At 59.6% G+C, this 13,859-nt stretch carries 17 protein-coding genes; 7 read left to right on the forward strand and 10 right to left on the reverse strand.

The features are described 5' to 3' along the window. Positions 1–103: 103 nt before the first annotated feature. Positions 104–1,903: an ABC transporter transmembrane domain-containing protein gene (locus tag PL640_RS10680; protein ID WP_271361822.1), complete on the forward strand. Its 1,800-nt coding sequence runs from the start codon at positions 104–106 to the stop codon at positions 1,901–1,903. Positions 1,904–1,908: 5 nt separating this feature from the next. Here the strand turns inward: PL640_RS10680 and PL640_RS10685 are convergent, their stop codons facing one another. The 7 genes from PL640_RS10685 to PL640_RS10715 all read right to left on the reverse strand — a co-directional run bounded on the left by PL640_RS10685 (position 1,909) and on the right by PL640_RS10715 (position 8,905). Beyond that, a complete protein-coding gene (locus PL640_RS10685) occupies positions 1,909–3,555 on the reverse strand; it encodes an FAD-binding dehydrogenase (protein ID WP_271361823.1) in 1,647 nt (548 codons plus the stop codon). Positions 3,556–3,653: 98 nt separating this feature from the next. Next, positions 3,654–3,908, reverse strand: coding sequence for a hypothetical protein (locus tag PL640_RS10690; RefSeq protein WP_142841554.1), 255 nt, complete (start codon positions 3,906–3,908; stop codon positions 3,654–3,656). 15 nt (positions 3,909–3,923) lie between these two features. Further along, positions 3,924–4,955, reverse strand: coding sequence for a peptidoglycan -binding protein (locus PL640_RS10695; protein ID WP_271361824.1), 1,032 nt, complete (start codon positions 4,953–4,955; stop codon positions 3,924–3,926). Between the two features lie 2 nt (positions 4,956–4,957). Continuing rightward, positions 4,958–5,977 carry a flagellar motor protein MotA gene (locus PL640_RS10700; RefSeq protein ID WP_142841556.1) on the reverse strand — a complete coding sequence of 340 codons (1,020 nt, stop codon included), beginning with the start codon at positions 5,975–5,977 and terminating at the stop codon, positions 4,958–4,960. 200 nt (positions 5,978–6,177) lie between these two features. Beyond that, a complete protein-coding gene (locus PL640_RS10705) occupies positions 6,178–6,978 on the reverse strand; it encodes an inositol monophosphatase family protein (RefSeq protein ID WP_142841557.1) in 801 nt (266 codons plus the stop codon). A 164-nt stretch (positions 6,979–7,142) separates the two neighbouring features. After that, a complete protein-coding gene (locus PL640_RS10710; RefSeq protein ID WP_271361826.1) occupies positions 7,143–8,243 on the reverse strand; it encodes a tetratricopeptide repeat protein in 1,101 nt (366 codons plus the stop codon). A gap of 8 nt (positions 8,244–8,251) precedes the next feature. Continuing rightward, positions 8,252–8,905 carry a thiamine phosphate synthase gene (locus PL640_RS10715; protein ID WP_142841559.1) on the reverse strand — a complete coding sequence of 218 codons (654 nt, stop codon included), beginning with the start codon at positions 8,903–8,905 and terminating at the stop codon, positions 8,252–8,254. A 104-nt stretch (positions 8,906–9,009) separates the two neighbouring features. Here PL640_RS10715 and PL640_RS10720 point away from each other — a divergent pair, with 104 nt between their 5' ends. Next, on the forward strand, positions 9,010–9,774 hold the full coding sequence (locus PL640_RS10720; protein WP_142841560.1) for a sulfite exporter TauE/SafE family protein: 765 nt from the start codon (positions 9,010–9,012) through the stop codon (positions 9,772–9,774). 110 nt (positions 9,775–9,884) lie between these two features. Here the strand turns inward: PL640_RS10720 and PL640_RS10725 are convergent, their stop codons facing one another. Continuing rightward, positions 9,885–10,061, reverse strand: a complete 177-nt coding sequence (locus PL640_RS10725) for a YdcH family protein (RefSeq protein ID WP_142841561.1) — start codon at positions 10,059–10,061, stop codon at positions 9,885–9,887. A gap of 235 nt (positions 10,062–10,296) precedes the next feature. Here PL640_RS10725 and PL640_RS10730 point away from each other — a divergent pair, with 235 nt between their 5' ends. The 5 genes from PL640_RS10730 (at position 10,297) to PL640_RS10750 (ending at position 13,072) form a co-directional block, all read left to right on the forward strand. Further along, on the forward strand, positions 10,297–10,500 hold the full coding sequence (locus PL640_RS10730) for a YdcH family protein (RefSeq protein WP_006314698.1): 204 nt from the start codon (positions 10,297–10,299) through the stop codon (positions 10,498–10,500). Between the two features lie 47 nt (positions 10,501–10,547). Further along, positions 10,548–11,015 (forward strand): 5-(carboxyamino)imidazole ribonucleotide mutase, encoded by a 468-nt coding sequence (gene purE / locus PL640_RS10735; RefSeq protein WP_035216131.1) that lies wholly within the window; start codon positions 10,548–10,550, stop codon positions 11,013–11,015. Then, positions 11,015–12,100 (forward strand): 5-(carboxyamino)imidazole ribonucleotide synthase, encoded by a 1,086-nt coding sequence (locus PL640_RS10740; RefSeq protein ID WP_271361827.1) that lies wholly within the window; start codon positions 11,015–11,017, stop codon positions 12,098–12,100. Before purE ends, PL640_RS10740 begins: the two co-directional genes overlap by 1 nt. A gap of 139 nt (positions 12,101–12,239) precedes the next feature. After that, positions 12,240–12,365, forward strand: coding sequence for a type B 50S ribosomal protein L36 (ykgO, locus tag PL640_RS10745; RefSeq protein WP_003497670.1), 126 nt, complete (start codon positions 12,240–12,242; stop codon positions 12,363–12,365). Positions 12,366–12,466: 101 nt separating this feature from the next. Continuing rightward, a complete protein-coding gene (locus tag PL640_RS10750) occupies positions 12,467–13,072 on the forward strand; it encodes a hypothetical protein (RefSeq protein WP_271361829.1) in 606 nt (201 codons plus the stop codon). 66 nt (positions 13,073–13,138) lie between these two features. Here PL640_RS10750 and PL640_RS10755 read toward each other — a convergent pair whose 3' ends face one another. Beyond that, positions 13,139–13,396, reverse strand: coding sequence for a DUF2312 domain-containing protein (locus PL640_RS10755; protein WP_006314683.1), 258 nt, complete (start codon positions 13,394–13,396; stop codon positions 13,139–13,141). Positions 13,397–13,551: 155 nt separating this feature from the next. Beyond that, positions 13,552–13,857 carry a DUF1244 domain-containing protein gene (locus PL640_RS10760; protein WP_271361830.1) on the reverse strand — a complete coding sequence of 102 codons (306 nt, stop codon included), beginning with the start codon at positions 13,855–13,857 and terminating at the stop codon, positions 13,552–13,554. Positions 13,858–13,859: the final 2 nt, after the last annotated feature.

Consider the following 13,859-nt stretch of genomic DNA (forward strand, 5'->3'; position numbering starts at 1 on the left):
CCCTTGTGAAAGGAGATGGCCGCCAGGGCAGAAATTTTACCGCACGTCGGAAATCTTCTCCCTAAAAGGCCGAAAATGGCATGGAACGAGGAGCATCAGGCACGTGGCAGACATAGAAGAGCAGAAAGCGGCAAAACAGAGAAGCCTGAAACCGCTTCTCAGCCTGTTCCCCTATCTCAGGCGTTATCGCGGCCTGATGGCGGCGGCCCTTTTTGCGCTTGTTCTTTCTTCCGCCACCACACTGGCCCTGCCGCTTGCCGTTCGCCGCATCATCGACCACGGTTTCCAGACGCCGGATGGCGGCATGATCAACAGCTATTTCGCGGTGCTTCTGGCGATTGCCGTCCTGCTCGCGCTCGCCAGCGCCATGCGTTATTATTATGTCATGACGATTGGTGAGCGGGTTGTCGCTGATCTGCGCCGCGATGTCTTTGCCCACCTCACTACATTATCGCAACAGTTTTTCGATAGTAACCGCTCCGGTGAACTGACCTCGCGGCTGACCGCAGATACGGTGCAGATCCGCTCGGCTTTCGGTTCATCGGCCTCGGTGGCGCTGCGCAACATCATCATGTGTTGTGGCGCAGTGGTGATGATGATCTATACCAGCCCCGGCCTTTCCGGCCTCGCGCTGCTCGCCATTCCCTTCATCGTTTTTCCGCTGATCGCTTTCGGACGGTCTGTTCGTGCCCGCTCCCGCACGACGCAGGATACGCTGGCCAATTCCGCCGCCTATGCGTCCGAGACGATTGCCGCAAGCCGCACCGTACAGTCCTTCAATGCCGAAGCGCTGGCGAATGCCCGTTACGGCGCCTCCGTGGAAGCGGCTTATCAGGGTGCACGCGCAGCGATCGGCGCCCGCTCCATCCTCACCGCCGTCGCCATTGCGCTGGTCTTCGGAAGCGTTGTCGGCATTCTCTGGTATGGCGCGCAGAGCGTCCTTTCCGGCGGCATGACGGCAGGAACACTCGGCCAGTTCGTGCTTTATTCGGTGATTGCCGCCAGCGGCCTTGGCCAGCTCTCGGAAGTCTGGGGTGAGCTGGCACAGGCGGGTGGCGCTGCCGAACGGCTTTCCGAGCTGCTGAATGAGCGGTCGCCCGTGATCGAACCCGCAGCGCCTGTTGCCATGGTTGAGCCGCCGCGAGGCGAGGCGGAATTCGAAAATGTCGATTTTGTCTATCCGCTGGCGGCGGGACGCCCGACCCTTTCCGGCCTTTCGTTCAAGGTCGGCGCCGGCGAGACGGTGGCTATTGTCGGCCCATCCGGTGCTGGCAAGAGCACGGTGTTTTCGCTGCTGATGCGGTTTTACGATCCGCAACAGGGCCGCATCACGGTCGATGGCGCTGATATTCGCGATGTCAGCCTGACCGATCTGCGCGCGCACCTGTCCATCGTTCCGCAGGATGTGGCGATCTTTGCCTCCTCCATTCACGATAATATCGCCTTCGGTCGGCCGGAGGCGACCCGCGAAGAGGTCCGCGCCGCCGCCGTCGCCGCGCAGGCGGACAGTTTCATCGAACGCCTCACCGATGGTTATGACACGCAGGTGGGCGAGCGCGGCGTGACGCTTTCCGGCGGCCAGCGCCAGCGCATCGCCATTGCCCGCGCCATTTTACGCGACGCGCCGATCCTGCTTCTCGACGAAGCGACCTCGGCGCTCGATGCGGAAAGCGAAACGCTGGTGCAAAAGGCGCTCGATGAGTTGATGAACACGCGCACAACCATCGTCATCGCCCACCGCCTGGCCACCGTGCTGAAAGCCGACCGCATTCTGGTGATGGATGGCGGCCGCATCATCGAGGAAGGCACGCATCAGAGCCTCATTCGCCAGAATGGCCTTTATGCACGACTGGCCCGGCTGCAATTCCAGACCAGCCCGGATGAGCTGCGCGCCCAGGCCTGAGCCGTTTAAGCCAGTACGCTGCGCCCCGCAATGCGGCCTGAAAACAGACAGCCGCCAAGAAATGTGCCTTCGAGCGCATTATAGCCATGCATGCCGCCGCCGCCAAAACCGGCCACTTCACCGGCGGCATAAAGTCCCGGCACCGGCTCACCGGCAGCATCCAGCACCCGCGCCTCAAGGTCGGTATGCAGGCCACCAAGCGTTTTGCGCGTCAGCACATGCAGGCGCACCGCGATCAACGGCCCCATCGCCGGGTCGAGCAAGCGGTGTGGTTTCGCCGTCCGCATCAGCTTGTCGCCGAGATAACGGCGTGCGCCATGGATTGCGGTCACCTGCGCATCCTTGCTGAAACCATTCACGATTTCCCGGTCACGCGCTTCAATCTGCCGGCGGATATGATCGATATCCAGCCGCTCGTCGCCGCTGATGGCGTTCATCGCCGCCACAAGCTCCTCCAGCGTGTCGCGGACAGCGAAATCCTCACCGCGCTCCATGAAAGCCCGCACCGGTCCCGGCGGCTCCTTGCCCAACCGTTTGAGCAGCAGCCGCACATCCTTGCCCGTCAGATCCGGATTTTGCTCGGAGCCGGAAAGCGCGAATTCCTTCTTGATGATCGCCTTGGTCAGAATGAACCAGCTATGACCGCTGCCGCGCTCGCCCAGCATTTTTAGCGTGCCGAGCGTATCGAAGCCCGGCATGGCGGGGGCGGCAAGACGGTTTCCATCCGCATCGCACCAGAAGGATGAGGGGCCGGGCAGGATGCGGATACCGTGACCCGGCCAGATCGGGTCGTGGTTCTTCACACCTTCCGTGTAATGCCACATGCGATCTGGGTTGATGACGGCGCCGCCCGCCGCCTCGGTGATCGCGATCATGCGGCCATCCACATGTGCCGGCACGCCGCAGACCATATCTGCCGGAGGCTTGCCCAGCCGCTCCACCGGCCAGTTACGCCTTACCAGCTCCTGATCACCGCCAATGCCACCGGAACTGACAATAACCGCCGAGGCCGAAAGGGTGAAATCACCCTCAACTTCGCGGCTGCTCCGTTGCCCACGCAACACCGGATCCGTTGCAAGGACCGCGCCGGAAACGCCAGTCACCCGGCCATCGGTCATATCCAGATGGTCAACGCGGTGGCGGAAACGAAAGGTGAGCCGACCATTTGCCGCCATGGCCTTCGCCTTTTTGACAAAAGGCGCCAGCACGCCAGGGCCGGTTCCCCAAGTGACATGAAACCGCGGAACGGAGTTGCCGTGACCATCGGCAAGCGCTCCGCCGCGTTCAGCCCAGCCGACCACGGGAAACCAGCGCATGCCCATCCGGTGCAACCATTCGCGCTTCTCGCCAGCCGCAAAATTCAGATAGGCTTCCGCCCAGCGGCGCGGCCAATGATCCTCGGGACGGTCGAAACCGGCCGAACCGAACCAGTCTTGCCTTGCGAGATCGAGATTGTCGCGCACCCGCATCCGACGCTGCTCGGGGCTATCAACAAAAAACAGACCACCCAGCGACCAGAAGGCCTGTCCGCCAAGGTTCTGCTCGCCTTCCTGATCCACGACACAGACGCTCAGTCCTCGTTCGACCGCCTCAGTCGCCGCCACCAGCCCGGCAAGCCCCGCACCGACGATGATCACATCATATCGCTCCATCAACCCCTCCCAGACATGACGGAATTACCTTTACGCGAACGTAAACTGTAAATTAACGCACAATGGCCGCATGTGGGAGATGTTGAAAGCAGTGCGGACTAAAATTTCTTGAGTGACCAAAGCTTCGTTTCTTTGTTCTGCTCTACCACACCCTCTGCCTCCATGATGGACAGCAAAGTACGTGAAATATGGCCTTCGTGCTCTACGTGGCCCGTGTAGATTCCAAGTGAACGGCCGATCTCGGAATTCTTCATTCCCTCACTCTTGTCGCTTTTCAACAAAAGATAGATGGCCGACTTCAATTGTGACATTGCCAGTTGTGCTACAGCATAAGGCTCATCTGAGAATGTCATATGTTCTCCGTAGGACTAGCGTTCGGTGAGCTTGAGTTCGATACGACGGTTCTGCTGGCGGGCTTCCGGCGTATCGCCTTCGGCAATCGGCTGAAACTCGCCAAAGCCAGCGGCAACCAGCCGGTTTGCCGGCACGCCCCTGGAGATCAGGAATTTCACCACCGAGGTGGCGCGCGCCGAGGAAAGTTCCCAATTGTCGCGGAAACGACCGGAACCGGAAAGCTGAACATTGTCCGTATGGCCATCCACACGCAGGACCCAGTTGATCTCGGCCGGGATTTCCTTGGCGAGATCGATAAGCGCGGCCGCCAGCTTCTCCATTTCCGCCTGCCCGGCTGGATTGAGGTCATTTCCGCCGGAAGGAAACAGCACTTCGGACTGGAAGACGAAACGGTCGCCGACGATGCGGATATTTTCGCGATCCGAGAGGATTTCGCGCAGCCGGCCGAAGAAATCCGAACGATAGCGGTTCAGTTCCTGCACCCGCTGTGCCAGCGCGAGATTGAGGCGGCGGCCGAGATCGGCGATCTTGACCTGAGACGAGGTGTCCTTGGCTTCCGATGCCTGCAGGGCGGCTTCCACTGAAGCGATCTGCGCCCTCAGCGCCGCAATCTGCTGGTTGAGCAATTCGATCTGCGCAGACGCACGGGAGTTGGCCTGCTTCTGGTCATCCAGCTCGCCGGTCAGGCTGCCGATCCGGGCATTGGCGTTGGCACTGCTGCCCGATCCCGCATCGAGAAGCGCCTGCAGGCGCGAACGCTCATTTTCCGACGAGGCGAGCGTCGATTGCAGGCTTGCCAGCGCGTCCTCAATATCCTGCTTGTTGCCCTTTTCCATGGCCAGAAGTTCGGTCAATTCGGCAATCTGGCTGTTGAGGCGCGTCAGCACCTCGTCCTTGCCGGTAATTTCCCGCGACAGGACAAACTGCGCCAGCACGAAGACGGTCAGCAGGAACATGATGGCCATGAGCAGCGTCGACAGCGCATCGACGAAACCCGGCCAATAATCCACACCCCTGTCGCGGCGGCGGTTGCGCGCAAGCGCCATGGCTACTCGCTCCCGTTATCGTGCCGGGTGCGTCCGGAGGATTTTGTTTCGCTGTCAATGCGCGTCGACAGCCGGTCGAGCGTGCGACGAAGCGATTTCGATTCTTCCTGTTGCGCCTCGATCCAGTCGCGCAGCATCTGCTGTTCGCTGCGCATATTCTTGACGAGGCCCTGAATGCCTTCGGCAAGGCTGGTCATGGCCGCAAGCGAACGCTCGGTGCTGACCATGGCGCCGGCTTCAGCCTTGAATTCCCTTGGGCCCTCCACCGTCGTATCCGTGACAGAAGACAGCCAGTTTTCAAGCTGTGTATAAAAGCGGTTCTGGGCGCGGCCAGCCTGAAGATCGAGAAAACCGAGGATCAGCGAACCCGAAAGACCGAGAAGCGATGAGGAAAACGCCGTTCCCATGCCGGCAAGCGGTGCTGTGAGACCCGCTTTGAGCGAGCTTAGAATATCATTGCTGTCGCCGGCGCTCGGATCAAGCGACTGGATGACATTGCTGATGGCGCCGATGGTGCCGATCAGGCCCCAGAAGGTGCCGAGCAGACCGAGAAACACCAGAAGGCCGACGAGATAACGCGATGTGTCACGCGATTCATCAAGACGCGTCCCTATGGAATCGAGGATGGTCCGCTGCGTGACGGTGGAAAGCCTAACCTCGCCGCGCTTGCCGATCAGCGTGCTCATGGGGGCAAGCAGTTTGGGCGCACGGCCGACCTTTTCGACGCTGCCGGCAGCGCGGAAGGCATTAAACCAGCGCACTTCAGAGCGCAGGCTCATGGTCTGGGTAAACACCAGAATGATGCCGATGGCCAAAACGCCGAGAATGAAGCCGTTGAGACCGGGATTGGTCATGAAGGCGGTGTGCGCCTGCCGGTAAAGAATGGCCGCCAGGAAGCCGACGAGGATCAGAAACAGAACCATCGTCCACAGAAACGGTGTGGGGCTGGACAGCTTGTGGCTGTATTGCCGCGTGGTCACCGGTTTCTCGACGCCGAGATCAAGTAACTCCGAATCCGCCATAACGTTCGCATTCCCTTCGGTCACGTATCTAGCGGAAGCTATTTGAAAATTGCGACGATTTGAAGCGAAAAGCCGGTCTTTCGTCACAGGCATTTTACAAAACCGGAAGCGGACCGTGCGCAGAAAAACAAAAACGCCCGGCAAGGGTTCGCCGGGCGCCTGAAACTTGCATTAAACGGCAGGTTTTCTGCCGAAATCGATCAGCGGCCCGGTATCGGGCGGTTGGCGACTTCCACAAGCGACTTGTGGATATATTCATTTCCGGCTGCAACGGTGCCGCTGCCGAAGATATCCGTGCCGCCCTTGATGTCGGAAGCGAAACCGCCGGCCTCACGAATCAGCACCAGACCTGCTGCCATATCCCACGGAGAAAGCTCGGCTTCCCAGAAGCCATCCAGACGGCCCGCTGCCACATAGGCGAGATCGAGTGCTGCAGCGCCCATGCGGCGGATGCCGGCGGCCTCGCCCATGACGTGGCGAAGCTCGACGAGGAATTTGCCATGATTGCCGCGGCCAAGATGCGGAACGCCGCAGCCGATGACGCAATCGGTCAGCGCTTTACGCGCAGCAACGCGAATGCGGCGATCATTGAGAAACGCGCCGCCGCCACGCTCGGCGGTGTAGAGTTCGTCGGTGGCCGGATTGAAGATCACGCCGGCGACAACTTCCCCATTGCGCTCGAGCGCGATGGAAACGGCGAAATGCGGAATGCCGTGCAGGAAGTTGGTGGTGCCATCAAGCGGATCGACGATCCAGCGATGCGCGCCATCCGTGCCCTTTTCCTCGCCGCCTTCCTCGCCCAGAAAGTCGTAGGTGGGGCGGGCTTTCATCAGCTCGTCGCGCACGATCTTTTCGGCTTTCAGGTCCGCCTGCGAGACGAAATCGCTCGGTCCCTTGACCGAAACCTGAAGGTTCTGCACTTCACCGAAGTCACGCGACAAAGACTTACCCGCCTTGATGGCGGCCTGAACCATGACATTGAGAAGGGCTGAACGGGCCATCGAATTTGTTTCCTGGAAAGCTTGCGAACCGCCCGAAAGCGCATCGGGCAGGCACGTCATTATTTTCTTGAATTGAAAGTTTTCGGTTCAAGACCACAAAACGCGCGGAAATTCAAGGCAAAAAGCCCGCACCGGCCAGCCGGCACCGGAAGATCGGGCCTGCATCACGTCGGGCGGAAACGATTTGCGGCCTCTATCCCCTTTCTCTGCTGCTCGTCGGTGATGCCAAGATAAAAATCCTCGAGAGCCGGATCCTTCAGACCGGCACGGCGGGAGAGTACATACCATTTGGCCGCCTCCACCGGATCTGGCCGGGTGCCGAGCGCCTGAATGTAAAGATGCGCCACCTTGTTCTGCGCAATGACGTTACCACGCTGCGCCGCGCCATAAAGCCAGCGGAAGCCCTCTTCCAGATTTCTCTCGCCACCGAAACCGTTGACCAGCCAGATGCCGAGATCGACCTGCGCGGTATCGTATCCTGCCTTTGCGGCCCGCATCAGCCAGTCCCGCGCCTTGGCCTTCTTGTCTGCCGGCACATCCTTGACCGACCAGTAAATCTGCGACACCGCATATTGCGCGTCGGCAATGCCCTGCTCGGCGGATTTTTCATAGAATGGCATGGCCATCAGCAGGCCCTTGGCGCCGGGATTTTCCGAAACCAGTATCTGCCCCCAGTTGAACTGGGCGGACGCATTGCCGGCTTCCGCCGCCCGGCGCATGAAATCGTCGGCCTTGACCTTGTCGCGGGTAACGAATTTGCCTTCCATCAGGATCAGGGCGAATTTGAACATGGCGACGGGATCGCCACCCTGCGCCGCCTGCTGATACCAGAAGGCCGAGGTCTTCTCATCGCGGGCGATACCGAGGCCGCGCGACATCATTTCGGCCACCAGCGTCTGCGCGGACGCATCGCCGTTTTGCGCGCGGCTCAGCGCTTTGTCGAGCGCCTGCACATATTCGCCGCGCTGGAAATGCCCGTAGGCCTCATCTATCCTGCCCTTGAATTCCTTCTCAGGCGGCAGTGCCGGCAGGTCTGCGCCCATGCGCTGATAGACATTGACGCCCTGCGACGGCTGCAGATCCTTCTGCTCCTCGGATTGCACCCTGCCCTGACGGGAAGGCTGCGCCTCATCTTCCATCTGGCGGGAGAGCGCATTGCTCTCGCTTTGCGGCCCGGATTGAGCAAAGGCAACGCCCGCCGGTGCACCAAAAGCAAGCGCCAGCAGCGAAACGGAAAAGCAGAAAGGAACCGAGCGCATGAACATCGCCTGTATCAACCGCCAAACCGTGGCGCTTTTTCGTCAAGCAAAGCGTTGATTTCAGAAACCGCCTGGGCGGCACCGGCGTCATTGTCGAAAACGCCGCTGCGCATCGCCACAAATTCCACGCCGGTTTCAGCCACGGCAACCACCGAGGACGGATCCGTGCCGCCCATGACGATGGCCGGGATTTCGATCATCGACGCCCACCACTCGCCAAGCGCCAGGTTTTTGGGATGGGCCTCCGGCTTGATGTCACCTTCCAGCTTGCCAAAAAAGACGTAGTCCGGGTTGGCCTCACCCATCTCCAGAGCCTTGTGGCGGTCGTCCGCATTGCCGCCGCCGACGATCAGTTTCGGCGTAAAGTTTTCCACGGCCTCGGCAAGCGCCTCGGCATTACCAGCCACATGCAGGCCGTCCGCCTTCACCCGGCTGGCGACACGGCTGTCGCCGGCGATGAGAGCGGCAGCACCCGCTTTCTGAACGGTCGGCACAATGAGTTCGGCCCACTTCTGGAAAGACGCGTCATCCAGATCGTATTGCGGAATGATGACGGAGGCCACATCGCCGCCCCGCAATGCGTCTTCCAAATCTGCCGCCTGCTTTTGCGCATCGCCCGATTGCGGGACGATCAGGACAAGGCGGCAACGGTCTTCAACTATGGTCATCGGTTCGTCCATTTCAGGCAGAAGACACTTCCGGAGCGATCTGCACTCGTTTTGATATGATAAATCCGATAAACCGGACCGGCGAAAGGATCAACCATCCATCCATGCTGACCGATTTTCATTTTTTTCTCGTCGCCATTCCCGCAGTCGTGCTTGTCGGCCTTTCCAAGGGTGGGCTGGGCGGTGCGCTGGCACTGATGGGCGTGCCGCTTATGGCACTGGCGATACCGCCCGTGCAGGCGGCGGCGATCTTCCTGCCGATCCTGATCGTCATGGATCTCGTGGCGCTTTGGGCGTGGCGGCACCATAACCATCGTCAAACGCTCCTCATCATGTTACCGGGCGCAATCGCCGGCATCACGCTCGGTTGGGCCACCTCCAGCCTCATATCGGCAGACGCCATGCGCCTTGTCGTCGCCTCGGTAACCATCCTCTTCGTCATGCGCTATTTTTACGAGAGCTTCAAAAGCCGAAGGGGCCAGGCAATTCCGGCCAAACCGCAACGACCGGCGGCCGCGACGCTCTGGTCCAGCCTGTCGGGTTATGCAAGTTTCGTCGCCCACGCGGGCGGGCCGCCCTTCCAGATCTACGTCCTGCCGCTAAAACTCGATCCCAAAACCTATACCGGCATGAGCGTGCGTTTCTTCGCCATCATGAATGCGATCAAGCTCATCCCCTATTTTGCGCTGGGCGCGCTTGACGCCACCAACCTCAAGACATCGGCAAGCCTGCTGCCCGTGGCGATGCTGGCGACACTCGCTGGCGCCAAAGTGGTGAAATACATGAAACCATCCGTGTTTTATCCGCTCATGTATACGATGGCGCTTGTCGCCGCATCGAAGCTGCTATGGGACGGGTTGCCGCTTTAGCCTGCCAGCCAATAAAAAGCCCCGACTGCACCACAGGTGCTGCCGGGGCCGAAAGAGAACAAACCGTCAGTCCTTCATTTCATCAAAGGCTGCGGTGTAGCTTATTCCATTCAATGCCTAGTGGAGGCTCTGAGCCTCTGCAATTCATCCTTCAGGCGCAGTTTACGACGTTTGAGGTCGGCAATCTCCGTATCGTCCGAAGACGGGGAAGCAAGAATACTTTCGAGCTGCTCCTCCAGAGCGCCGTGTTTCTTTTCGAGCGATGCAATATGAGCCTGAATGGTCATGCGGCACGTCCTTCCTTTTTTAAACCTACCTCCAGCTCTCCATCGCTGGAGTTTCAGGTTTGCGACGACAATGTGACATGGATTAACGATATTGTCGAAGGCGAAATGAAGGCAATAAGTGGGCAATTTGGTCGCAAGGGATAACTTCCCGTTACCGCGATTTGATGATAGAGGCTCGTGAACGATGACATACGCGCCGGAGGCTATCCGGCTGGCATAAAATGGGGATGACAAGATGCCCGATCAGGACCAGGCGGACATCAGGCTCACGCTGGCGCGGCTGCGCCAGGAGCATGAGGACTATGACGCGGCGATCAACGCGATGATCCAGACCAGCTGCGATGCGCTGCGGATACAGCGCATGAAAAAGAAGAAGCTGGCCGTCAAGGACAAGATGACCCAGATCGAAGATCAGGTCATTCCCGATATCATCGCCTGATCCGGAGAAATCACGTGACAGCAGAAACACCCCCCGTCGCCATCATCATGGGCAGCCAGTCGGACTGGGAGACTATGAAGAACGCCGCCGATACGCTTGATGCGCTTGATGTCGAATATGAAGCGCGCATCATTTCCGCCCACCGCACGCCGGACCGGCTTTATGATTTCGCCAATGGCGCCAAAGACGAAGGCTTCAAGGTCATCATCGCAGGTGCTGGCGGCGCCGCCCACCTGCCGGGCATGACGGCCGCCATGACGCCGCTGCCTGTCTTCGGCGTTCCGGTACAGTCCAAGACCATGTCCGGACAGGACAGCCTCTACTCCATCGTGCAGATGCCGGCCGGCATTCCCGTCGGTACACTTGCCATCGGCAAGGCAGGCGCCATCAATGCCGCACTTCTGGCGGCTGCGGTTCTGGCGCTCAGTGACGAGGATCTGGCCGACCGGCTGGATGCATGGCGCGCGCGCCAGTCGGCAGCCGTCGCCGAATATCCGATGGACAGCGCCCAGTGATGGCGAAGATGAATGATCTGACCATCGGCATCATTGGCGGCGGGCAGCTTGGCCGCATGCTGGCAATGGCGGCCGCGCGCCTCAACCACCGCACCATCGTGCTGGAGCCGCAGGCTGATTGCCCGGCCGCCCAGGTTTGCAACGACCAGATCGTCGCGGATTATGACGATGAAAGCGCCCTTGCGGAACTCGCCCGTCGCTGCGATGTCGTGACCTATGAATTCGAGAACGTGCCTGTGGCGGCAGCCGAAACGCTCGCCGCCTCCGTTCCCGTCTATCCGCCGCCACAGGCGCTCAACGCCTCGCAGGACAGGCTGACCGAGAAGCGCTTCCTCAACGGTTGCGGCATTCCGACGGCCGATTTTCGCGCCATCGACAGCCAGGAAGAACTGGAGGCCGCACTGGCAGCTTTTGGTGGCAAGGGCGTGCTGAAAACCCGCCGCATGGGCTATGACGGCAAAGGACAGCGCCTGTTCCGCGGTGGCGAGGACAGCACGGGTGCTTTCGAAGCGCTCGGTGGCGTGCCGCTCATCCTTGAGAGCTTCGTCGCCTTCGAGCGGGAAATATCGATTATCGCCGCTCGCTTCAGGGACGGCACCGTCGTCTGCTACGATCCGGCTGAAAACGTCCATCTGAACGGCATTTTGCACACATCGACCGTGCCGGCAGCGCTCTCGAAAGCGGCTGCGACAGTTTCCGTCCAGTCTGCGGAGAAGCTTCTGGCGGCGCTGGATTATGTCGGCGTCATCGGCATCGAATTCTTCGTGCTGTCCGATGGCTCTCTGGTTGCCAATGAAATGGCGCCGCGCGTGCACAATACCGGCCACTGGACCGAAGCCGCCTGTGTGATCTCGCAATTCGAGCAACATATACGGGCAGTGTCCGGCCTTGCGCCCGGCAGCGCGGCCCGTCATTCGGATTGCGTCATGACCAACCTCATCGGTGACGACATTGATGATGTTCCTACATGGCTGTCGAAAAAAGACTGTCTCGTGCACCTCTACGGCAAGACGGAAGCACGTCCCGGCCGCAAGATGGGCCACGTGACCGAGCTTTTGCACACAGGAAAAGCCTCAGTCTTTTAAGGCAAAAACACCTGCAAGTGTTGACAGGCAGGGGTCAAACGGGTATTTGCCTGCCAACCGAAAAGAGCGCGCCCCGTTGCGCGCTTTTGATTGTTTGAATAAGCACGGTAAAAGCCGTGCAAAACTGCGGACCAGTAAAATGAAAATCAAGAATTCGCTTAAAGCGCTTAAGGCCCGTCACCGCGATAACCGCCTGGTTCGCCGCAAGGGCCGCGTCTACATCATCAACAAGCAGAACCCGCGCTTCAAGGCTCGTCAGGGCTGATTGACTGCGACTGCGGTTCGCGATCAATGTCGCGGATCACTTTGTTGACAGAGCAAAACTTTGCATTTGATATTGGGCGCAGGCGGGTTAATCTTTAGCCCATGCGCCCAAATCGTTTTTGCATGGCTATTATCGTCGCTCAGGGTCTCCTGTTATCAGGACTGACCTCCATCGCTCATGCCGCGGATGGACAAACGCCTGCGGCCACGCAAGCCGCGCCTTCACCGGCCGGAACCATCGACACGCTTTTTGCATCGTTGAAAAAAGAGCGAAATGCGGTCAAGGCGCGCAGCATCGCCAACCAGATTGCGTCCGAATGGAACGATTCCGGCAGCGCGACGATCAATCTCCTGATGCAATGGGCAGGCGAAGCCTCCGACGAAAAGCGCAACGCCGCGGCTTATGATTTTCTCGATCAGATCATTCTGCTCGATCCGGGTTATGTGCAGGCGCCCTATCGCCGCGCCATGGTGCATTTTGCCGATGGCGACACCCGCAAGGCGATGGCGGATATCAACCTGACGCTGGAAAAGGAGCCGCGTTATTTTCCAGCGCTGGCGAGCCTTGCCAACATCCTCGAAGCGTCTGGCCGCGAGGAGCTGGCGCTGAAGGCATGGGAGCGTTATCTGGCGCTTTATCCAGCTGACAAGGACGCCCGCAAACAGGCCATCGATCTTTCCGAGAAGCTTGCCGGCACACGCGGCTGAGTTCCAAGGGGCCAAACAAAAATCGCCGCAAAAGCGGCGATTTTTTATTGAGTGACCGTCAGCCGATCATTCCATGCCAAGTGCCGCCATATAGGTCTGCAGGATGGTTTCTTCCTCGATGCGCTCGTTGGCATCCTTCTTGCGCAGGCGGATGATGGTGCGGATCGCCTTGGTATCGTAACCACGACCCTTCGCCTCGCCCATGACATCCTTGATGTCGCCCTGAATGGCAGCCTTTTCTTCCTCGAGACGCTCGACGCGTTCGATGAACTGGCGCAGTTCGGCGGCGGCGACGGTTTCGGTGGTGCTCGTTTCGTCCATCATATCATCCTTCGTAGTGGCGGCTCTTTCGCGTGAGCCCTGTTCATTGTATCCGGGCTAAAACTTTCGCCGGTCGCCGCCAGCCGGGCGGCACAAATTCAGGCCTGTGAACTGCCCATTGCCGGGCTTCACGTCAAGTCGTTTCCGTCGATCGGGGGTTATTCCTTCGGTCTGTTCTGCTCAAAGGCGGCTTTCTGGGCGTCGCTCGCCTCCGCCTGATATTTTTCCTTCCAGTCATCATAGGGCATGCCATAGACGATTTCCCGGGATTGATCCTTGCTGAGCGGAACGTCAGCCGCCTCAGCCGCTTCCCGATACCAGTTGGAAAGGCAATTGCGGCAGAAGCCCGCAAGATTCATCAGATCGATATTCTGCACATCGTGGCGCTCACGAAGATGCTGCACCAGACGGCGGAAGGCAGCCGCCTCGAACTCGATCTGCTGTGTGTCGTTCTCTTTCGTCATGG

It is taken from the genome of Agrobacterium sp. ST15.16.024, assembly GCF_027956545.1.
In the GTDB taxonomy this organism is placed as follows: Bacteria; Pseudomonadota; Alphaproteobacteria; order Rhizobiales; family Rhizobiaceae; genus Agrobacterium; species Agrobacterium cucumeris.

Excerpts from the sequence above, each read along its gene's own strand:
- PL640_RS10730 (WP_006314698.1), top strand. The coding sequence starts at position 10,297 with ATGCCCGATCAGGACCAGGCGGACATCAGGCTCACGCTGGCGCGGCTG.
- PL640_RS10700 (WP_142841556.1), bottom strand. The coding sequence starts at position 5,977 with ATGGCGGATTCGGAGTTACTTGATCTCGGCGTCGAGAAACCGGTGACC.
- ykgO (WP_003497670.1), top strand. The coding sequence starts at position 12,240 with ATGAAAATCAAGAATTCGCTTAAAGCGCTTAAGGCCCGTCACCGCGAT.
- PL640_RS10695 (WP_271361824.1), bottom strand. The coding sequence starts at position 4,955 with ATGGCGCTTGCGCGCAACCGCCGCCGCGACAGGGGTGTGGATTATTGG.
- PL640_RS10710 (WP_271361826.1), bottom strand. The coding sequence starts at position 8,243 with ATGTTCATGCGCTCGGTTCCTTTCTGCTTTTCCGTTTCGCTGCTGGCG.
- PL640_RS10690 (WP_142841554.1), bottom strand. The coding sequence starts at position 3,908 with ATGACATTCTCAGATGAGCCTTATGCTGTAGCACAACTGGCAATGTCA.
- purE (WP_035216131.1), top strand. The coding sequence starts at position 10,548 with ATGGGCAGCCAGTCGGACTGGGAGACTATGAAGAACGCCGCCGATACG.
- PL640_RS10755 (WP_006314683.1), bottom strand. The coding sequence starts at position 13,396 with ATGATGGACGAAACGAGCACCACCGAAACCGTCGCCGCCGCCGAACTG.
- PL640_RS10740 (WP_271361827.1), top strand. The coding sequence starts at position 11,015 with ATGGCGAAGATGAATGATCTGACCATCGGCATCATTGGCGGCGGGCAG.
- PL640_RS10760 (WP_271361830.1), bottom strand. The coding sequence starts at position 13,857 with ATGACGAAAGAGAACGACACACAGCAGATCGAGTTCGAGGCGGCTGCC.
- PL640_RS10725 (WP_142841561.1), bottom strand. The coding sequence starts at position 10,061 with ATGACCATTCAGGCTCATATTGCATCGCTCGAAAAGAAACACGGCGCT.
- PL640_RS10715 (WP_142841559.1), bottom strand. The coding sequence starts at position 8,905 with ATGACCATAGTTGAAGACCGTTGCCGCCTTGTCCTGATCGTCCCGCAA.
- PL640_RS10685 (WP_271361823.1), bottom strand. The coding sequence starts at position 3,555 with ATGGAGCGATATGATGTGATCATCGTCGGTGCGGGGCTTGCCGGGCTG.
- PL640_RS10750 (WP_271361829.1), top strand. The coding sequence starts at position 12,467 with ATGCGCCCAAATCGTTTTTGCATGGCTATTATCGTCGCTCAGGGTCTC.
- PL640_RS10705 (WP_142841557.1), bottom strand. The coding sequence starts at position 6,978 with ATGGCCCGTTCAGCCCTTCTCAATGTCATGGTTCAGGCCGCCATCAAG.
- PL640_RS10720 (WP_142841560.1), top strand. The coding sequence starts at position 9,010 with ATGCTGACCGATTTTCATTTTTTTCTCGTCGCCATTCCCGCAGTCGTG.